Source organism: Shewanella maritima (assembly GCF_043643735.1).
In the GTDB taxonomy this organism is placed as follows: domain Bacteria; phylum Pseudomonadota; class Gammaproteobacteria; order Enterobacterales; family Shewanellaceae; genus Shewanella; species Shewanella maritima_A.
This window is the reverse complement of record NZ_JBHZSM010000009.1, coordinates 146,099-166,106: the sequence shown is the minus strand read 5'-3', so window position 1 is coordinate 166,106 and position 20,008 is coordinate 146,099. Positions and strand designations below refer to the sequence as shown.

17 protein-coding genes and 1 riboswitch are annotated in these 20,008 nt (G+C 39.6%); of the genes, 11 read left to right on the top strand and 6 right to left on the bottom strand.

The features are described from left to right. Positions 1-112: 112 nt before the first annotated feature. The 3 genes from ACHUGF_RS11690 (at position 113) to ACHUGF_RS11680 (ending at position 3,611) form a co-directional block, all read left to right on the top strand. Positions 113-1,546, top strand: coding sequence for a sigma-54 interaction domain-containing protein (locus ACHUGF_RS11690; protein WP_394131368.1), 1,434 nt, complete (start codon positions 113-115; stop codon positions 1,544-1,546). A gap of 188 nt (positions 1,547-1,734) precedes the next feature. Next, entirely contained in the window at positions 1,735-3,207 is a 1,473-nt protein-coding gene (gene ccoG, locus ACHUGF_RS11685) for a cytochrome c oxidase accessory protein CcoG (RefSeq protein ID WP_463602293.1), read from the top strand. Positions 3,208-3,359: 152 nt separating this feature from the next. Continuing rightward, complete coding sequence (locus tag ACHUGF_RS11680) at positions 3,360-3,611, top strand: hypothetical protein (RefSeq protein WP_394131386.1); 252 nt, start codon at positions 3,360-3,362, stop codon at positions 3,609-3,611. Between the two features lie 137 nt (positions 3,612-3,748). Here the strand turns inward: ACHUGF_RS11680 and ACHUGF_RS11675 are convergent, their stop codons facing one another. From ACHUGF_RS11675 to ACHUGF_RS11655, 5 genes are all read right to left on the bottom strand, one after another. Continuing rightward, positions 3,749-5,212, bottom strand: coding sequence for a cobyric acid synthase (locus ACHUGF_RS11675; RefSeq protein ID WP_394131364.1), 1,464 nt, complete (start codon positions 5,210-5,212; stop codon positions 3,749-3,751). 168 nt (positions 5,213-5,380) lie between these two features. Further along, entirely contained in the window at positions 5,381-6,334 is a 954-nt protein-coding gene (locus ACHUGF_RS11670; RefSeq protein WP_394131362.1) for a helical backbone metal receptor, read from the bottom strand. Continuing rightward, complete coding sequence (locus ACHUGF_RS11665) at positions 6,331-7,344, bottom strand: FecCD family ABC transporter permease (RefSeq protein ID WP_394131361.1); 1,014 nt, start codon at positions 7,342-7,344, stop codon at positions 6,331-6,333. Before ACHUGF_RS11665 ends, ACHUGF_RS11670 begins: the two co-directional genes overlap by 4 nt. Next, on the bottom strand, positions 7,331-8,143 hold the full coding sequence (locus ACHUGF_RS11660; RefSeq protein WP_394131359.1) for an ABC transporter ATP-binding protein: 813 nt from the start codon (positions 8,141-8,143) through the stop codon (positions 7,331-7,333). The genes ACHUGF_RS11665 and ACHUGF_RS11660 overlap by 14 nt, the downstream gene beginning before the upstream one ends. A 46-nt stretch (positions 8,144-8,189) precedes the next feature. After that, positions 8,190-10,013, bottom strand: coding sequence for a TonB-dependent receptor domain-containing protein (locus tag ACHUGF_RS11655; RefSeq protein ID WP_394131357.1), 1,824 nt, complete (start codon positions 10,011-10,013; stop codon positions 8,190-8,192). Positions 10,014-10,111: 98 nt separating this feature from the next. After that, a riboswitch (cobalamin riboswitch) is annotated at positions 10,112-10,276 on the bottom strand. 436 nt (positions 10,277-10,712) lie between these two features. Between ACHUGF_RS11655 and ACHUGF_RS11650 the strand changes: the two genes are divergently transcribed. The 7 genes from ACHUGF_RS11650 to ACHUGF_RS11620 all read left to right on the top strand — a co-directional run bounded on the left by ACHUGF_RS11650 (position 10,713) and on the right by ACHUGF_RS11620 (position 16,390). After that, positions 10,713-12,182, top strand: a complete 1,470-nt coding sequence (locus tag ACHUGF_RS11650; RefSeq protein WP_394131355.1) for a reductive dehalogenase — start codon at positions 10,713-10,715, stop codon at positions 12,180-12,182. A gap of 10 nt (positions 12,183-12,192) precedes the next feature. Beyond that, a complete protein-coding gene (locus ACHUGF_RS11645) occupies positions 12,193-12,471 on the top strand; it encodes a hypothetical protein (RefSeq protein ID WP_394131353.1) in 279 nt (92 codons plus the stop codon). Positions 12,472-12,518: 47 nt separating this feature from the next. Further along, a complete protein-coding gene (locus tag ACHUGF_RS11640) occupies positions 12,519-13,739 on the top strand; it encodes an FMN-binding protein (RefSeq protein WP_394131351.1) in 1,221 nt (406 codons plus the stop codon). After that, the gene (locus ACHUGF_RS11635; protein WP_394131349.1) at positions 13,723-13,899 is read left to right on the top strand and encodes a hypothetical protein; all 177 of its coding nucleotides are present in this window, start codon (positions 13,723-13,725) and stop codon (positions 13,897-13,899) included. The genes ACHUGF_RS11640 and ACHUGF_RS11635 overlap by 17 nt, the downstream gene beginning before the upstream one ends. Positions 13,900-13,908: 9 nt before the next feature. Further along, entirely contained in the window at positions 13,909-14,544 is a 636-nt protein-coding gene (locus ACHUGF_RS11630; RefSeq protein ID WP_394131347.1) for a hypothetical protein, read from the top strand. A gap of 16 nt (positions 14,545-14,560) precedes the next feature. Next, positions 14,561-15,331, top strand: a complete 771-nt coding sequence (locus ACHUGF_RS11625) for a hypothetical protein (RefSeq protein ID WP_394131345.1) — start codon at positions 14,561-14,563, stop codon at positions 15,329-15,331. A gap of 306 nt (positions 15,332-15,637) precedes the next feature. Further along, the gene (locus ACHUGF_RS11620) at positions 15,638-16,390 is read left to right on the top strand and encodes a nucleoside-specific channel-forming Tsx family protein (RefSeq protein ID WP_394131343.1); all 753 of its coding nucleotides are present in this window, start codon (positions 15,638-15,640) and stop codon (positions 16,388-16,390) included. 159 nt (positions 16,391-16,549) lie between these two features. On the opposite strand, the gene ACHUGF_RS11615 is transcribed toward ACHUGF_RS11620, so the two are convergent. Next, positions 16,550-17,464 (bottom strand): LysR family transcriptional regulator, encoded by a 915-nt coding sequence (locus ACHUGF_RS11615; RefSeq protein WP_394131342.1) that lies wholly within the window; start codon positions 17,462-17,464, stop codon positions 16,550-16,552. Positions 17,465-17,805: 341 nt separating this feature from the next. On the opposite strand from ACHUGF_RS11615, the gene ACHUGF_RS11610 reads away from it, so the two are divergent. Beyond that, entirely contained in the window at positions 17,806-19,995 is a 2,190-nt protein-coding gene (locus ACHUGF_RS11610) for an OsmC domain/YcaO domain-containing protein (RefSeq protein WP_394131341.1), read from the top strand. The last annotated feature ends 13 nt before the right edge of the window (positions 19,996-20,008 follow it).

The window sequence follows — 20,008 nt, the reverse complement described above, 5'->3', positions numbered from 1 at the left end:
ATGCCTTGCAAATGCATGGCATAATCTTGGTCACGATATATCGCTACTTTATCTGTTGTTTCAGATTTTTCACCTTAGCCTAACCCTTGTTTTAGTCTTTAGAGGACGTTATATGGCAGTCAATGTTGATGATGCACACATGGATTTTTTACCCGAAAACAAGCTGCTGTTAAATGCCGTAGGTGAAGGGATTTATGGCTTTGATCTGTCTGGAAATGCCGTGTTTATTAACCCTGCGGCTGAACGGATGACAGGTTGGAAAGCCCAAGAGTTGCTTGGTACTAATATCCATAGTTGCCACCACCATAGTCATGCTGACGGTAGCCATTATCCACAAGAAGATTGCCCTATTTACAATACACTTAACGATGGTATTGCCCGTGAAATCAGTCGTGACGTGTTTTGGCGCAAAGATGGCAGTAGTTTCCCTGTGCATTACACTTCAACGCCAGTATACAAAGATAATCAACTGATCGGTGTTGTCGCGATATTTCGTGATATTAGTATTCAAAAGCAAACTGAACAGTCACTACGCCAAGCTTTGGCTCAAGTACAAGCGCTATCGGAAAAGCTGGCCAGCGAAAATGATTACTTACATACCGAGTTAAAATCACGCACGGGGGATGTGACGCTCTCAGGTGAAAGCCCTGTGATACAGCAGTTATCTGAGCAAATTAAATTGGTAGCCAACACCAATAGTACAGTGCTTATTACCGGCGAAAACGGCACGGGTAAAGAGTTGGTGGCAAGGAATATTCATCGCCTCAGTGAACGCAGTGATAAGCCCTTAATCAGTGTTAACTGTGCGGCATTCTCTGCATCATTGTTAGAAAGTGAACTCTTTGGTCACGAGAAAGGTGCCTTTACGGGGGCCACGTCAAGGCGAAAAGGGCGATTTGAACTGGCGCATAAAGGCACGCTTTTTCTGGATGAAGTGGCTGAGTTGTCACTTGAGGCACAGTCGAAGTTGCTCAGGGTGATACAAGAGCAAGAGTTTGAGAGAGTGGGCAGTAGTCAGCCGATTAAAGTGGATATTCGACTTGTGACAGCCACTCACCATGATTTACAAAAACGAGTAGAGCAAGGACTGTTTAGAATGGATTTATTCTATCGGTTGAATGTGTTCCCGCTCAACGTGCCACCTCTTAGGGTGCGCAAGAGCGATATTGGCATTTTAGTCGGTGACATTTTGCAGCAAATAAACAGTAAGTTAGGTAAAAAAATTACTGGAGTTAGTAAAAAAGGCTTAAATAATTTAATGGCTTACTCATGGCCTGGTAATGTACGAGAGTTGCAAAATATTATTGAGAGGCAAAGCATTCTGTGCCATGGCTCAGTATTGGATATTCCGTCCCTAAACAACGAAACTCCCCCGAGTACGGTATTGCAAACCCTTGCGGAGGCAGAAACTGCGCATATATTACAAACCTTAGAACAAGTACATTGGCGAATATCGGGTGCAAATGGTGCAGCCGCCTTACTTGGTGTGCCACCCAGTACCTTAAGGTCGAAAATGCACAAGTTATCCATTCAGCGCCCCAGTTAATGGCGCGTTTTCCCCTTCAGTAATAATAAAGCAAAAGTCACGATATATCGCTAAAGTCACGTTATATCGTGACCTTTGTGAGCGTGTTGGTTTTTTATCTCTTTAAATTCAACACTTTAAAAGTATTTCTGATTGGTTTTGAAATTGCATTAGTGCATGTCATTAAATTGTACATAGCCGTAATGGAATTGAATATGAGCCAACCTCGTCAAGCAGAAGATACCATTGTAAAAGCAGAGCGTATCCCCACAACCTTTATTGAAGTGGATAAGCCAAGTGTTACAGAGGCAAGCCAACTAGAAAGAAACGTGAAAGATAAGCGTAAAAATCGTCACTTTCAATTGCAAAAGGGCTTATATCAGCGCTGGCGTACCACTATCAATGCCTTGGTGATTATGGTTTTTCTTCTATTGCCTTTTGTAAAATATCAAGGCCAGCAAGCTATTTTGTTTGACTTGTCCCAACAACAGTTTCGTTTTTTTGGTGTGACCTTATGGCCGCAAGATTTCACCTTGATGGCTTGGGTATTTATTATCGCGGCTTTTCTGTTGTTTTTGGCCACTGTCATATGGGGGCGAGTTTGGTGTGGTTACCTGTGTCCGCAAACCAGTTTTTGTTTCAGCTTTGTTTGGGTTGAACAGCAAATTGAGGGCAATCGTAATAAGCGTCATGCATTAGACAAAGCGCCATGGACGCTAAATAAGCTGATAAAACGCATTGCCAAGCACAGTATTTGGGGATTAATGAGCCTAGTGACTGGTTGCGGTTTTATTGCGTATTTTGTGCCAGCAACAAGCTTGTATATGGATATATTTACGCTTAATGCCAGTGGTTTAGTGACAGCATGGGTATGGTTTTTCGCCGTTTGCACCTATTTGAATGCTGGTTTTATGCGTGAAAAAATGTGCTTACATTGTTGCCCGTATGCCCGTTTTCAGTCCGCTATGTTTGATAGCAATACCATCACAGTGACTTATGACACCAAACGAGGTGAATCAAGAGGGCCTAGAAAGCGTAAGCAACCGACCTCTCTTGGTGATTGTGTTGACTGTAATCTGTGTGTGGATGTGTGCCCAACAGGTATCGATATTCGTAATGGTTTGCAGTATGAATGCATCAACTGTGGCGCTTGTGTGGATGCCTGTAATCAGACAATGATTAAATTTGGCTACCAGCCAAACCTAATCGGTTATTTCAGTGAGAATAAGCTCTTAGGTAAGCGCAGTGGTGGTGTGAAATCATGGAAATTTGTTGGCTACGCAGCCGGTGTACTGGCCATGGTTTTAGTATTTACTTTGGACGCTTTCTCTAAAACAGATATAGAGTTGAATGTGTTGCGAGATAGGCAGCACCTCTATCGCGAGGTGAGTGAATACCGCATTGAGAATACCTATACCTTAGTGATCCGTAATAAAACTCAACAAGATAAGCAGTACTTTATTTATCTTGATAAAGAAAACGGGCTGGAAATTAACCGAGACATTAATGTTGAAGTGGTCGTGAAAGCAGGCGAGTTACTTATTTATCCAGTGACACTATTTCATACACGGTCAGGGAATGAAATGGATAAACTGAAGAGAATGTCTGTGATGTTTAATGTAACTAATGTCGATGAACCACGTGATAGCGTGGCTCAACAAAGCCAATTCTTTACGTTATAAGGCAATTTATAACATGTCGAGCTACATTGTAGTCGCATGAACATTCTGACAATGCGCCTTCTTTACTCATTGTCAGAAAGTTGATCTCCATCAGCACAAGTTATTCATCCTCAACCATAATAGTGATATGCATTGAGATGTGGATGAGTGACTTGTCAGACAGGAAATTAATCACCTTGCTTAAAACTTGTATTGCGATAGGGCTGTGTCTTATCGCAATGGGTATTTATTTGCATAATTTTAATGATGCTGTGGAAGCGATGGGTGTCAAAGGCATTATTATCAGCGCTGTATGTGTCGCATTTGGTATGGTGCTGTCACTGCCTACCAAAATGTATTTAACCTTTTTATTGGTGCGCCGTGAAGAAGAGCAAAAAGCAGAGCAAAAAGCCAATAGTCAGTAGTTGTCACTTATCAACATTGCTTACAACCAGCAATACACTAGCCCTAATCTAACAACCCTAGCTCATAAACCATAAGCTAATATTTCTGCATGGAAACACATCACTTCCAAGTTAACAACATTATGCATTTGAGCCTGTTAGCCATTTTGCCACTGAGGTAAGGAATTAAACACGCTATCTAAATCTAACGATTGCTCAAGACAATCAGCTAAGCGATTTAGGTTATCCTCTCTTACTTGATGAATATCCTTAGCTTGACTGTGACCGACTCCCGCCCATTTCAATAGCGCGTCGCAGGCTTGTGAGTCATCAAATAAGCCATGTAAATATGTGCCAAATATCTGATTACATTCACTGATAGCACCTTCCAATTTACCATCAATATTGATCGGTGTAGTTTCGTTTGAATCGGTAATCCCCGCGTGGATTTCGTAGCCAGAAATTGGGCTAGAGGTGTGGTTTAACGTGAGTGTACCTGAGACGTGTTTCAAGGTTTTTTGAGCGGTAATGGTAGTGGATATATTTAAATAACCTAAACCGTCACTGCTACCCGCTTGGCTTTCAATGCCCTGAGGATCACTGATCGTCTGTCCAAGCATTTGATAGCCACCACAAATACCAATGACCTTGCCATGATAACGCAGGTGCTTGGCAATTTGCTTATCCCAGCCTTGTTGTTTCAACATAGCTAAATCATCTCTGACGCATTTTGAGCCGGGGATAATGATTAGATCAGCTGGTGGCAATGGGTTACCTGGGCCGATAAAATGAATATTTATAGCAGGGTTTAACCGCAGGGCATCAAAGTCAGTATGGTTACTGATCCGTGATAACACCGGAACAACCACAGTGAAGTTTGCTTTATCATCCACCTGCTGCTGGCTAACGCCATCTTCGGATTCTAAATATAGACCGTGCAAATAAGGAATGACGCCAATTACTGGCACGCCAGTTTTTTCAGTTAACCAGTCTAAGCCACTGTGTAGCAGGGTGATATCGCCACGAAAGCGATTAATCACAAAGCCTTTCACCAGTTGCTTTTCTGCATCGGATAGTAGATCAAAGGTGCCGTAAAGATGTGCAAATACTCCCCCTCTATCAATATCGGCGACGATGATAACGGGCGTTTGTGTGGGAAGTGCAAACCCCATATTGGCAATATCATACTCGCGCAGGTTAATTTCAGCAGGACTACCCGCACCTTCAATAATCTGTGCATCGACCTGCTGACCTAAACGATTGAAGCTTTCAATGACTAATTCCAGTAGTTTGGGTTTGAACTCATGGTACGTCACCGCATCCATATCATGTTTAGCCTGACCTTGAATAATGATCTGTGCGCCGATATCGGTATTGGGTTTGATTAATACTGGATTCATATCGTTGCTTGGAGGAAGGTTACAGGCTTGAGCTTGCACAGCTTGCGCCCTACCAATTTCACCGCTCTCAACAGTGACCGCGCTATTGAGTGCCATATTTTGCGGCTTAAATGGGGCAACTTTAATGCCTTTTCTCGCAAGCACACGACATAGTCCTGCAACTAACACACTTTTACCTGCATCGCTGGTTGTGCCTTGGATCATTAGACTGAGTTGGCTCATTGATTTTCCTTATAGACTTTATTTGGAATGGTTTAGATCAAATTACTTATCTAATCTTTTTCGTGGTGTTAATTTCTGACGAATGGCTTTCTTGATATCACTTTGTATTACTCAAAAAATTAGTAAACTATTCTTAACTACATCATTTGTATGATCATTGATTAAGTTTTAAAACTGCTCTCGAATCAGTTCTGTGTGCTCGCAGATTTCTGTTATGCCACTGATTACCCTTGGGCCAGTACGATTAATATAATCGCTTGTTAATTTTTTTATGTTATCGCTTCTTACTGCTGGTAATTCAGGCCATTGCTGCCATTCATCTATCGCTATTTGACTTGCACCGAATTGTTCAGGGTAAAGTATTAATTGAGGCGCTCTGGCTATAACCTGCTCTGCAGTGACTTGTGGGTATGGTGAAAAACTTTGTTCGAATACATTTGTTGCGCTGCAAATACTAAGTATTTCGTTGAACCAAGGGCTTGATGAGGTGACTAGTGGGTTGTGCCACATTGTATAAAATACTGAAATTTTTGGCTTATGGCTATATTTAGAGATTAACATCAGTAACTGACTTTCAAACTGTTTCGCTTGTTGGTTTGCGAATGTTTGATTGCCAGTAATGTCACCAAGTTGACGCATACGTAATGGAATATCACTCAGGGTATCAACACTAGTGTCTATTACTTCAATGTTCAATTGAGTAATCTTATTTATGATTGCATCGTTAATCATATTTTTACTTAGCAAGACAGCATCAGGTCTAGCAATAAGTAGTTTTTCGTAGTCAATAAGATCAGAATTTCCAATTCGGGGGATTGATCTTGCTTGTTCTGGAAAGTCAGCGAAATCGACTGTTGCGACAATGCGGTGCCCCATATTAATAGTATAAAGAATTTCAACGGCGTGTGGAGAAAGGACCACTAAGCGCTTTAATGGCGTAGGACTCTCAGAATACCTTTGTGCGTATACATTGTTTCCAGCCAATATTGCAATTAATACAAATGTATATTTTGTTTGAAAAAGTGGGTAAAAGATGAAATTAAGCAACGTGATTAGCTTATATATACTTGCATGAACTTTATAGCATAGAGCTGAAGTAGATTGGCTTAATAATGTACTCACTTGGCCACTCCATTTTCTCTCTTAAAAAGCAAAAAAATAAAAAACACACTGCCAAGCATAGCTGTCATCACACCGACAGGAAGCTCTTGTGATGGCAATATAACCCTTGTAATAACGTCGACGACAAGCATTAATACTGCGCCTAACATGGCAGAAATAATCAGGCTAGCTGGATGTGCCGCGCCAACTAACATCCTACTGATGTGCGGAACCATTAATCCAACGAAGCCAATACCTCCGCAAGTGGCAACTAAAGATGAAGTGATCAGTGCGGTAATTATCAGCATGGAAAGCCTTAGAGGTATTACGGCAATACCTTGTGTATGTGCACTTTCGTTGCCTACCATAAGCGAATATAAAGAACGTTGACAACCTATGATAATCACACAACCAACCATAACTATAATAGTAGGGTAAAGAAGATCGTTTAACCCTACATGACTAAAACTGCCCAATGACCAAAACAGGACAGCTTGAATAGCACTGGGGTCACTGAAATACAAAATTAAATTAGCGATGGAAGATAACAAGAATGAAGTAGCAACACCTGCTAATACAAGATTTTCTGTTTGAGCTGTACGTGACATGCACATTACAACTACAACAGCAGTTAATGATCCCAAAAAAGCACAAATGGGAACAGAAAAAAATAAAATTCCTCCAGTAATTGCCATAATTGCGCCTAAAGAAGCGCCTGAGCTAATACCAAATAAATATGGATCAGCTAAAGGGTTACGAGTAACACATTGCAAAACAGCTCCAGATATTGCCAAGCCCGCTCCACATAACATGGCGATAATAATCCGAGGTAAACGCAGCTCGAGAACAATCTTATCATTAAGTATTTGGTTTTCAGATGTGTTACTCAATAGTCCTAACAGCCGTAAAATTGCGCCAAAGGCCTCTTGTATTGTGATCTCAGCACTTCCAAGGCTAATAGCGACTAATGGACAGGAAACCAGCATTAAGAGTAGAGTCGCAGTAACATATCTGGCTTTAAGCAACCCCATATTTAAACTCCTGATGTTCATATGAAATATGAGGAGAGTTAGAAATTGGATGTGGTTTTACTAAGGTATTTACGCCATACACTTGTTTAATTAATTTGGGAGTAACGATTTGCTTCGGAAACCCCATTTTCACGAGTTTTCCATCTTGTAAAAACAACAGTTTGTTGCAAAATTCACTAGCAATATTCAGGTCGTGTAATGTAGTGATCACCGTAATATTTAGAGACTTTATGAGTGACAAAACTTCTAATTGATATTTAATGTCTAGATGGTTGGTGGGTTCATCTAGTAGCAGAATTTCTGGTTGTTGCAGTAAGGCTCTTCCGATCAATAGACGTTGTTTTTCTCCACCAGAAAGTAAATTAAATAAACTGTCTGCCTTATGGATCAACTTCATACGATGTAGCATGCTATCCAAGGTTTTCTTTTCATCATCATGCTCATTGAGCTGCCACCATTTGTGTTTATTGAACAAGCCGGTTGCAAGTAATTGCCTTGTGGTCATAGCAAAGCCTGATGGCGGATGCTGTAATACTACTGCCACTTTTGAGGCAAATTGTTTACGAGAAAAGTGGGTAATATCTTGATTATTAAGTAATACTTTACCTTGATTAGGCATTAAGTATCGATATAAGCAACGAAGTAATGTTGACTTTCCCGCACCATTAGGTCCGAGGATGCCTATGATATCGCCTCGCTCCACATCAAAACTAATTTTGTTAAGTATTTGATGTTGCTGATTTTTGTAACATAGGCTTTTTACTTGCAAATGGATTGTTTGCTTTAAATGAGTTTTCATGAGTTTTCCTGCAGAGGTTAGCAATGGATAGTTGATATGAATCTATTCAAAAAGCGTGATAGCTAAGACTAAGGAAAAACTCCATTCCATTGATGTTGTAGTTATTCAATGACACTATTTTTTCATCAAATATATTGTTGGCTTTTAAGCGCAGCTGCCAGTTGTTTTCAAATAAATAGCCAATACTTATATCGACTTGATTATATGAGTCTAGATACGTGTCAGAGCCAGAATATCGCTTACCTTGGTAGTGATAATTAAATAATAAATCGAACTTATCCCATTGATATCCAATGCTATAGTCCAATTCATTTTCGCTCCGTCCTATTAAATCTTCATTCGAGTTAGAGTCGACAGCATCTAAATAGGTGTAAGATAACTGATGGGAACCGCCCCAAAGTTGGGTACTCAGTGATAGTTCTACTCCGTTAATTTTTGCATCATTTATGTTGGTTGGTTTCCAAACTGGGCTACCTTCAGTTTCTGGAGCCCAAGCGATTAAGTCATGGATATTGTTTTGAAAAAAACTAACATAACCCTGAAGGCTTTTACCTTGATAATTAAAAGTGACTTCATAACTGTTGGATGTTTCTGATACCAAATCTGGATTACCAGAATCAGGCCAGTACAAGTCGTTGAATGTAGGTGCTTTGAATCCTGTGCCAGTGCCTACAGATATGCTCCATTGGTTGTTAATATGATATGCAACACTTAAGTTATGTGATGTTGCACTATCAATATTTTCAACATCATCATGTCGTAATGAGCCTTCAAATAAGAAATTATTCCACGTGTATTGTGCGAGGGCATATCCTCCCCAAACATGTCGTTCATTAACTGAATAATCACCAATTACCTTTTCTTTATACCAGTCAATACCACCAATCAAGCGTAAGTTATCAGAGGCTTTAAGTTGATTTGTCCAGCTTATTTGATCGCGCGAAGTTTCATATATTAAAACGGGAATGTTTGGGTTATCATCGCGGAAATTTGAATTATGCTCTTGTGATTGCCCAATATTAACTTCTGTCGAGTAACTGTTGCCGTTATATTGAGTTCCAATGTTCCACATGTAATTTCGATAATCTGTTTTATTACTACTGCCACTAGAGTATACGTCGTCGTATTCATTGTTACCTTGGTCATAACGTAAGTTCCAATCAACTAACCATTGTTCATTGATTGATTGCTCCCCGTTTATTGCGACACCTATTCGTTTATAACCATCATCATCAGCTTCTTCTGGTGCGCCATCATGAATATCAAAACCGTCACTTTTTTCACCATTGATGGTTACTGCGCTACTTCCTTCACCATGGGAGATACCCGCACCAACTGTGCCACGTAAGTAATTATTGCTTCCCAATTCAGTACTGGTGAACCATTCTCCACTTTCAAGCTTTCGGGTGAAAATTTGAATTACCCCTCCGATCGCATCGCTTCCCCAAATTGAGGCTCTTGGTCCTTTTACTATTTCAATGCGTTTAACATTTTCAGGAGAAATTGAGCCAAAATTTACGCTCCCTAAAGTCGCTGAAGAAATGCGCTGACCATCTACTAATACCAAAACGTGGTTAGAATTAGTTCCTCGCATACTGACGGAAGCATTTTGGCTTGCACCGCCATACCGGGTGACGCTCAATCCTGGAAATTTTTCCAAAACATCTATAACGGATTTTGGGCTTATCGCCTCGATTTCTTCACGTTCAATTGTATTGATTACGGTTAGTTTTGAGTCGACAGAATTATCAAAACGGCTACCTGTCACAGTAATAACCTCGTCGACAGTTGACGGTTGTTCAGGCGCAGCTTTGGCATATGGCTGACACAGAACTAATGTGATTAGAAAAAAAGGTATTTTAAAACTCATTGTATTATTCCTGATAAATTGAGCTTGTGTGGTTAAGTCAATTAAAGAGTTAACTTAATTTTTAACTCTGCATCGCAACACGTTAATGTGAGAAGTCCTTGCCATAACTTATATTGGTCGGTCTCCTGGCTTACAGCTTCAAAAAATACACCTTCCCAGCTTTACGCCAGTGGTTAATTGTATTTCGCTCTGTTTACAGTTGCAGGTACAGCCATGGATTTTCACCATGTTCCCAATTTAATTCCAATATAAATAAATTTATGTAATTAACTATATTTTAATGTTGTTCATTTTTGTGGATTATAGGGTGTGAATAATTTTAAATTGTGACTTTTTTCACGTTATTTGTGCGTTAGCTTTATTAATAATGGTTAATGAAGTTGTTGAACTGCAAGATTTTGGCTTAGAGTTCTGTTTTGTATAGGTTTTTTGGTGTGTGTTTCTGTTTGTGTTTATTCTTTATTTTAATTTTTCACAATCTTTGTCACATTTCGTAATTTATATTTTTTTATTGTTTTCTATAAAAAATCTATTTTAAGCATGGGGTTGTGTTGGTGTTTTTATTATTGTTGATGAAAGTGGAAAAGTGAATTCCATGGGTGGTGGTATATCAAATTTTATTTTTGGTTATGATCATGAATGACTTAATTATTGATATTTAGTCGGCACTTAATTGCCGAAGTAAATTTAAGGTTAATTATGAAAGAATTGAAAAGCATGAATCAAAATCAGGAGCAAGTTGATAATCCTGAACGCCGTGAGTTATTTCGCCGTGCGGCAATTGGAGGTGGTGCTGTACTTGTGGCTGGTCTAGGTGCATATGGTGTAGGGCGCGCTTCTATTCAAGGTTTTAAGACGGATACTTGGCCACAAACCAATGAAGACTTCTTACCAATGGATCAACGGAACGTTCTATGGAACTACACAGCGAGTCGAGAGCAAGCAATCACTCAGCCAGAACGTAACTATCAATTTGGTGTATTAAATAAAAATGATCCTGACTACAGTTTTCAGATTTATCGAAACTCAAAAAAGCTTCCATTTGACAATAATAAGGTGGGTTTTACACAGTTAGATTACGCATTAGCTGATGCCTCTTGGGGAACAGTTTTTGGTCGTGATTTGAAAATGAATGCATTGTGTAAGCCAAATACTCAAATGTATTCATGGGATCAGTCAAGTAAAGTTGATGAGCAATATAAATTTGCTTCGAAAGAGGAAGCTACTGATGCGATAAGAAGTGCTGCGAAACTTTTTGGTGCGGCGAGGGTGGGTATTGCACGTCAAGATAAACGTTGGGACTACGATCCAATAATTAATGTCGATACTACCTCAAAAACTAACCCTAAAGATGAAGTGTTAACTTGGGAAGAGGATTTTCCTTTTAAGCCCAAAACCGTGATCGTTTTAGCTGTACCTATGGATTATGATTCACTTGCTGCAGGCCCTACAAAAACCTCTTCTGCAGCGACCGGTGACGGCTATTCTAAAATGGCATTAATTGCTTCTACTATGGCCGACTTCATTCGTCGTTTAGGGTATCACGCAGTCGCATCAGGTAATGATTTAGGAAACTCAGTGGCCTATGGTATTGCAGCTGGATTAGGCGAAGGAGCGCGTAATGGAGCATTAGTTGTACCAGGGTATGGTCCTCGTATCAGATTGTGCAAGGTGTACACAGATTTTGACTTTGTAGAGTACGGTGAGCCGCATAACTGGGGCATTGAAGAGTTTTGTAAAACATGTATGGAATGCGCTCATAAATGCCCAAGTAAAGCTATCACGATGGCTGATGACACGAGCTTTTACTTTGAAGGTGAACATGCAGAACAACCTGGTTATAGCTGGAGTAATCATGAAGGAATTAAGAAATTCCATAATGATGCTAAACGTTGCTTAGATTACTGGTTTGAATCAAATACTGACTGCTCCGCTTGTATTACTTCATGCACTTTTAATGAGCCTGATTATTGGCATCACTGGATGATTGTGTCTGCTAACCCATTTGTTCCAAGTGTATTGCATGAAGCTATGTCAAAAATGCACCCCGCCTTTGGTTATGGCAAGACCTCAGATGAGTCAGCTGTCAAGAAATTCTGGCAAACAGGTAGAGGAATGCGTGTTAACCCTACTAACCGTAATACATATGGCGCAGTTGGACGTTCATAAGGAGTTAACCATGGAATTATTATTGTTTTTCATATTGGGCATGGTGTTTTCACTAAGTGTGTTGGGAATTGCCTACTTGTCTATAAAAGTACTCATGCCGATTTATGCATGGGGAGGGATCATTGTAGGGGCGCTGATGGTCATATTTGGCTTGGGGTGGTCAGGTTCTTCTTTTCTTGAAGATATCCCACAATCAGGTGCCATGGGGTTAGCAGTGTTTTGTATGCCTGGAATGCTTCTCATCGCTTTTGTGTGGCGCAAATTTGCGCCAAAAAATATCAAGATCTAACAAGGTGACTCAGTGCAGTTCTTGCTGCACTGTCTGAGGAGTTTGTTATGCAATTAACAATACGAGCAGTAATCAAGGGCTTTGCCGTTTTAGGAATTTTTCTTGCCTTTCTAGTCGGTGAATTTGGCGCTCAGCCTAATTATCAAACTTTGATTGAGCAACAATATCCCACCTCCTCAATAACTAAATTAAGTGACAGTGGACAGGGATATGCACGATATGAAATTGGTAATGGAGGACAGGAACCTTTTCTATTGTTAATTGCTGAAACGGAAGGTTATGGCGGCCCAATGGTGGTTGCTACAGAAGTGTTTAAACATAAGGGTAGCTTTAAAACTGGTGAATCGTATCTGCTGCTCGATAAAGAGACACTGTCATACGTTATCAGCTTAGAACAACAATTGTTTTTCAATCAGTTAGAGAATCATCAGTTAAACGATAACTTTCAATTAGGTGACGACCTTGATGGTTACTCTGGTGCAACTATTACGGCTAGAGGCATTAGCTCCGCTATGCGAACAACACTTCATCCAATGGCTATAGAACAAGGACTTGAACAACAATGGCAAGGTGAGTCCTGGCATTTTGGATCCAAAGAAGTACTTTTATTAATACTTGTTGTGGCTGCTATTGCTTCTTGTACAAAGCTAAGTGGAAAACCTGCTAAGTGGCTAAAAAAAGGGTTACCAATTGCAGCGTTATTGATTGTCGGATACTACACGAACTCAGCTGTAAGTATTACTCACTTTTTGAGCTTGCTATTAGGCTACATCCCTAGTCCGCAAGCTCATCCGGCATGGTGGGTCTTAATGGGAGCGATTGTAGGTTGTATTGTGATTATGGGTAGAAATATCTATTGTCATAAATTATGCCCTTTCAGTGCCGTGCAAGGCTTATTAAACACTATCACAGGTCTAAATCTTTCCGTGCCGAGATGGCTAGTAAAGAACTCAAGAACAATCGTTTTATCAATGATTTGGACTGCACTGTGTATCAGCTTAATTTCTCGTAATCCGTCAATATCAGGTTATGAACCATTCTCGATGTTGTTTTCTCTAGAGGGTGTTGGATTGCAATGGTACATCATGCCAATGGCATTATTTGGCGCCATGTTAGTACCAGACTTTTGGTGCAGATTTTTCTGCCCTGTTGGCTTGACTATTAATGAGGCTGTCAAACTCCGACGAAAAGCAACTAAGCATTGGGAACAGCGCATTTCCGTACGCGAGCATATGCATAAAGGAGGTAAACATGAACCCCAACCATAAGGCTAAATCCAAGAAAAAATCCAATGTATTTGTTCAAACATTGGCTATTACCAGCTTGGTATTAATCGGTTTGTTCTTCGTAAACTCCATGGAACGGATTATCGAGCACGGGGTGTTCGAACGTTATATCAGCAACGTCTCTAAGGTGTTATCAGAGTAAACGAGGTAAATGATGAAATATGGTCAAACGAAATACCTGCAGTGTAATCACTGTGAAAAGCCAGTCACTATTCGTCCGCTAGAACAAGTTAACGCTCGAATGGCTACATTGTGGACAGATGGCTATGTTGATAGTCCAATGGTGCCAGAGCAACCGTTAGTCGCCAATTGTGGCCACTGCAATAAACCTGTGTGGTTACCAGAATTGCAAGCATTGACAGCACCTGATGTTACAGATGCTGCTGAGTATAAGAATCTGAATTTAGTGCAATTACAGACTTTACTACAATCTTATGTCCATCAAGCTTCAGAGCATCAATTACATTTAAGAATTAAAATTTGGCAGCGTCATAATCATCGATATCGTAATACGAAACTAACGGATGTTAATTTCGATATTCAGCATTTAGATAACATGGTTAAGTTGCTAGATATCTTAGATATGAATGTTGTTCAGGAACGATTAGTTGCTGTTGAGTTATTCAGACAATTAGGAGAATTCGGTAAAGCGAATAGGTTATTGCATTTTACTCAATCAAGTCTACAGCCTGAAGTCCATTTGTTTATGAAAAAGCTAATAAGTGATAAATCAAAAGCAGTGGCTAAAGTAGAAATAGATAGGTGCGAAGAGTTGGAAGCTAGTTAATTAAATTTGAGGGTGTATGTTTTTAAATAAAAAACAGTGTGCAGCTGCACTTTGTTTGTCTGGGTTATCATCTGTTAGTTTTCATTCAAATGCTGAAGTGTTAGATAGTAAAACAAGTTTTAATCTCGGTTATATTCATGAGTTTAGTTCTCGTTCAGAGGATTCAGGTAAATATTCTTTGCCTATATTTTCTATCGTTAATAAAACAACCACTGATTGGGGTGGTTTTTCTATTGGTGGCCAAATTGATAATTTGTTTCAAGTCGCTGATGATCTTGAAGGTGAACCAGGGAATCAAAGTTTTAAAGCTTTTTCTACTGTAAATTATAACCTAGGAGATAGTGGTTTTAAATTATGGTATGAGAATTTTGCCGTAGGTAGTTTGTCAATGTTTGAAATGACAAACTATTTGGGGGTGACTTATGCCAAAAGTTTTGGTGATTTGAAGACTGCGACGTCAGTGGGTGCTAACTATGTCTTTGGTCACGCTGGCACTGCTAGTAACCAGATTCAAGGCTTCAATAGCATGGCTGCGAAGTTTACGATGAGTTATCCCATTAATGATAAGTTATCACTATCTATGTTATTTGAATCTCATATTAATAGAACCGATGAGTATCGTGATGTATTTAATTATGATGACTTTGGATATAAGCTAAATTTAGGAATGAATTATCATATAACTGATAATTCCATATTAACTATTCAATATGCAGATAGAACATCTTGGGCTGGATATAATGAAGGGGGAGATAGTTTAAGGTTTTATTGGTCATTTGGATTTTAACCCTGCTTTAATTTTATAACTCATACATTATTTGATTTATGCGTGTTTTGAATTCTGCCTGGCTCCAGCCGGGCTTTTTTCGTGGTTTTGTTTTAATTATTTGTTTTATGATCAAATTTATTTATTTATTTTGATCGCCACCTGAAATAATGGTAATAAATGTTTTGTTGGTAATTAAGGTGATTTCGATCTAGTTATTTACTTTGCTTAGCTAATAAGATCCCTTCCGCACTAATTTTGGAAATGATTGTTCCATTGTTAATATTTTAAATTAAACATGCTTAATAATTTTTTTGGGATTTTATAATGCTTGATATATTAAAGAAAGCGACGCCATTACTTTTGTTAGCTCCAATAGCACAAGCAGAAGTGTTAAAACAAAGCACTAGCGTCAGTGTGGGCTGGAATCATGAGATGGGGGATAAATCAGAAGCTTCAAATAAATTTTCACAACCTGTTTTAGCACTTGCACATTTAACACAAGCAGATTGGGGGACGGTTTTTGTTGGTGGTCAAATAGATAACATTGGTCAAATGCAAGATGATGTTAGTGGCAACCCAGGGAGTCAGAGCTTTAAGGCTTACACTACTTTAAACTATAACCTTGGTGATAGTGGTTTTAAATTATGGTATGACGGTTTCGCTGTTGGCAGTCTGGCAATGTTTGAAATGACGAATTACCTTGGTTTAACTTATGCGAAAAGCTTCGGTAAATTGCGCGCTAGTGCCTCATTGGGGGGGAACTATGTATTTGGTCATGCGGGTACTTCAGATAATCAGGTTCAAGGATTTGAGAGCATGGCGTATCGTTTGACTGCAAATTACAGATTTAATAAGCATTGGTCAGCCTTTGCTAAGTTGGATGGCCATTTCAATCGTAGTGATGATTATCAAAATACCTATCGTTATCAAGATAGTGGTAAGTCATTGAATACTGGTGTCAGGTACGACTTTTCAAATGGTCAACGTATTACTCTGAATTATGGATATCGTGATTCTTGGGCAGGTTATAATGAAGGCGGTAACTTCATTCGTCTAAGCTATGGGTACCAATTTTAGCAAATTAATAAGAAGTATTAATTCAATAGCCTTTAGCCAGTTAAATGAGATTGCTTAACTGGCTTCAGTCATGTACCAGAAACTAAACCTAATTAAGTGAAGTTGCTTAATTGTGGGAGGGGAAGATAACTTCAGGCAGATTAACTGCATCTTTGTTTTCTAGCGTATTATTGGAGCTTCACCGAATAGGCCACTTTCTTTGATCATATCTATGAATAACCTCAGCCTTTGGCTATCGTAGGGGTTTTTGGGGTAAATAGCCCATAAAGTGCCTTTTGAACAAGATACATGAGGTAAAATACGCTTTAACTTGCCTTCTTTGACATATTGCTTGCAACTAAACTCAGGTAACCAGCATATACCATTACCTAGTAACATCATCTCAATTGCACAGTCTATCTGATCGATTTTTAGGTTACTGCTAACTTTTATTTCTCTGTCTACACCTTGTTCTTGCCAACGCCATATATCATTTGCTGAGTTAGGGTGCTTGACTAAAATAAGCTTATGATCGAGGAGTTGCTCAGGGGTTTGTGGAACTCCCATTTTTGAAAGGTATTCAGGGCTAGCATAAAATCGTTTTTCAGAGAACGCGATAGCTTCATGTATATAGCCTTTATTATCAATTTGACGTGTATTCAACATCAAATCAATATTAGCCATATTTAAGTCTGGTGCAGCTGAGGTAGAGCTAATTTCTAGCTCTATTTGGGGGTATTTACTCATGAAATTTGAAAGAGGTTCGCGGCAAATTACCCGATTAAACAGGCTCAAAGCAGAAACTCTTAATTTTCCACTGGGTACACTGGACGTTAATTTCATTTTTTCACTTGCTTGATTCCACTCTAACTCGATCTGCTTTGCATGCTTGAGAAACCTTTCACCTTCTAAGGTCAGGCTTAATCTTCGTGTGGAGCGATAGAACAAGCTTACTCCAAGGTACTCTTCGAGAGTTTTAACTCTCCTAGTTACTGTAGAGCGGGGTAATGATAAGTTTTCACCTGCTTCAGTAAAGCTCATTACTCGGCTTATTTCATTTATCAGATTAATATCAGCTATGGAAATTGGGTTCATATACTTTACCTTTACACATTGCAGTAAACAGAATATGACTTAATGTGAATAAACCATTCTATCAATGCGATTCAGTGTAAGCGAATGAAATCTTAACAGTAAGGCTGAAAGTTCTTGCAATGCAATTTTTCACTTATCAAAGCTTTTTAGTTTACGTTTGTAATGATGTCATTTATACAATTTGATCTCAGAATACTAAAAGGAGCTAATTGGAAATAAAATTTATATTAAGAAATCTGCAAATAGACCAAGACTATTGCGCTAAAAACACCGATAATTCACCTAATTTTAAAGATAAGCGCTAATCTGCGCTTAATGAAGCTATTTTGCGGGTGCATGCAATGGAAATTAAAGTTAACTTTCTCGATAACTTAAGGCTTGAAGCTAAGTTTGACGACTTCACAGTGACAGCGGATCAGCCTATCCGTTATAAAGGGGATGGTTCTGCGCCAAGCCCATTTGATTACTTCCTTGCCTCATCTGCATTATGCGCGGCTTATTTCATCAAGGTATATTGTAAAGCCCGTGATATCCCAACAGAAAATATCCGTTTATCGCAAAATAATATCGTTGATCCTGAAGATCGCTATAACCAGATTTTTCAAATTCAAGTGGAATTACCAGAAGGTATTTCTGAGAAAGATCGCTTAGGTATTTTACGCTCTATTGATCGTTGCACCGTGAAGAAAGTGGTGCAAACAGGCCCTGAGTTCAAGGTCGATACCGTCGAGAACTTAGATGCTGATGCCAATGCGATGTTAATGGGGCAACCTGACGGTGATGCGAGCACATATATTCTAGGTAAAGATTTACCGCTAGAGAAAACCATTGAAAACATGACGTCTATGTTGGCCGATCTTGGCATGAAGATAGAAATATCTTCATGGCGAAACATTGTGCCGAATGTCTGGTCACTGCATATCCGTGATTCGGCATCGCCAATGTGCTTTACCAATGGTAAAGGTGCGACCAAAGAAAGCGCACTTTGCTCAGCGTTAGGCGAATTTATTGAGCGTTTAAATAATAACTTTTTCTACAATGACTGGTTCTTTGGTACTGAGATTGCCAATAGTGAATTTGTGCATTATCCAAATGAGAAGTGGTTTGCATTAACGGAAGATGATGCGCTACCTGCAGGGATATTAGATGACTACACGCTAGCCATTTACAACCCTGATGACGAGTTGGCAGGTTCGAATTTAATTGATACTAACTCGGGTAACATTGAACGCGGTATTTGTACGATTCCTTATACTCGACAAAGTGATGGTGAAACGGTTTATTTCCCATCAAATCTGATCGAGAACCTGTTTTTAAGTAATGGCATGAGTGCCGGTAATAATATTGAAGAAGCACAAGTACAGTGCCTCTCTGAAATATTTGAACGGGCAGTAAAAAGACAAATCATTGAGCAAGAAATTGTATTGCCAGATGTACCAACAGAAGTGTTAGCTAAATACCCTGGTATCGTGGCGGGTATTGAAGGATTAGAAGCGCAAGGTTTTCCAGTGGTTGTGAAAGATGCCTCGCTTGGTGGACAATTTCCGGTTATGTGTGTGACCTTGATGAACCCTAAAACCGGCGGTGTGTTTGCTTCATTCGGTGCACACCCGAGTTTTGAAGTTGCCTTAGAGCGCAGCTTAACCGAGCTACTCCAAGGGCGCAGTTTTGAAGGCCTAAATGATGTACCAAAACCTACCTTTAATTCCATGGCCGTTAGTGAGCCAGAAAACTTTGTAGAACACTTTATTGATTCAACTGGTGTTATCTCATGGCGTTTCTTCAGTAGTAATCATGATTATGATTTTGTTGAGTGGGACTTCTCTGGAACCAACCAACAAGAAGCTGAATACCTGTTTGGCATTTTGGCCGAGTTGGGCAAAGAGGTGTATACCGCTAACTTCACTCAGCTGGGTGCTGCAGCATGTCGTATGTTAGTTCCTGACTACTCGGAAGTTTATCCAGTGGAAGACTTAATCTGGGATAACACTAACAAGGCGTTAGATTACCGCGAAGATATTCTTAATTTGCATGCGCTTTCTGATGATGAGCTAGCGGACTTGGTTAATCGTTTAGAAGATTCTCAGCTGGACAATTACACCGACATTCGCACATTGATTGGTATTGCTTTCGACGAGAACACTGTGTGGGGACAACTCACAATCATTGAGCTGAAGATATTGATTTATCTCGCACTAGGAGCCTTAGAAGAAGCTCAAGAACTGGTAGGTGACTTCTTACAGTTTAATGATAATACCGTTGCTCGGAGTTTATTTTTCCAAGCGATGAATGCGGTATTAGAAGTGGCGATTGATGATGAACTGGACATTGAGCACTTTATTCATAACTTCACACGTATGTTTGGCGACGAGGTCATGCAAGGCGTGATCGGTACCATTAATGGCGAAGTGCGCTTCCATGGGTTAACGAAAACTAGCATGGCGCTGGAAGGCATTGAACCACATTTGCGTTTAGTTGAAAGCTATAAAAAACTGCATCAAGCACGTAAACTCACCGCACAAAGTGAGTAGTTGCTTACAGGCA

Excerpts from the sequence above, each read along its gene's own strand:
- ACHUGF_RS11675 (WP_394131364.1), bottom strand. The coding sequence starts at position 5,212 with ATGAGCCAACTCAGTCTAATGATCCAAGGCACAACCAGCGATGCAGGT.
- ACHUGF_RS11620 (WP_394131343.1), top strand. The coding sequence starts at position 15,638 with ATGCTTGATATATTAAAGAAAGCGACGCCATTACTTTTGTTAGCTCCA.
- ACHUGF_RS11625 (WP_394131345.1), top strand. The coding sequence starts at position 14,561 with ATGTTTTTAAATAAAAAACAGTGTGCAGCTGCACTTTGTTTGTCTGGG.
- ACHUGF_RS11665 (WP_394131361.1), bottom strand. The coding sequence starts at position 7,344 with ATGGGGTTGCTTAAAGCCAGATATGTTACTGCGACTCTACTCTTAATG.
- ACHUGF_RS11645 (WP_394131353.1), top strand. The coding sequence starts at position 12,193 with ATGGAATTATTATTGTTTTTCATATTGGGCATGGTGTTTTCACTAAGT.
- ACHUGF_RS11635 (WP_394131349.1), top strand. The coding sequence starts at position 13,723 with ATGAACCCCAACCATAAGGCTAAATCCAAGAAAAAATCCAATGTATTT.
- ACHUGF_RS11640 (WP_394131351.1), top strand. The coding sequence starts at position 12,519 with ATGCAATTAACAATACGAGCAGTAATCAAGGGCTTTGCCGTTTTAGGA.
- ACHUGF_RS11690 (WP_394131368.1), top strand. The coding sequence starts at position 113 with ATGGCAGTCAATGTTGATGATGCACACATGGATTTTTTACCCGAAAAC.
- ACHUGF_RS11615 (WP_394131342.1), bottom strand. The coding sequence starts at position 17,464 with ATGAACCCAATTTCCATAGCTGATATTAATCTGATAAATGAAATAAGC.
- ACHUGF_RS11660 (WP_394131359.1), bottom strand. The coding sequence starts at position 8,143 with ATGAAAACTCATTTAAAGCAAACAATCCATTTGCAAGTAAAAAGCCTA.
- ACHUGF_RS11630 (WP_394131347.1), top strand. The coding sequence starts at position 13,909 with ATGATGAAATATGGTCAAACGAAATACCTGCAGTGTAATCACTGTGAA.
- ACHUGF_RS11650 (WP_394131355.1), top strand. The coding sequence starts at position 10,713 with ATGAAAGAATTGAAAAGCATGAATCAAAATCAGGAGCAAGTTGATAAT.
- ACHUGF_RS11655 (WP_394131357.1), bottom strand. The coding sequence starts at position 10,013 with ATGAGTTTTAAAATACCTTTTTTTCTAATCACATTAGTTCTGTGTCAG.
- ACHUGF_RS11610 (WP_394131341.1), top strand. The coding sequence starts at position 17,806 with ATGGAAATTAAAGTTAACTTTCTCGATAACTTAAGGCTTGAAGCTAAG.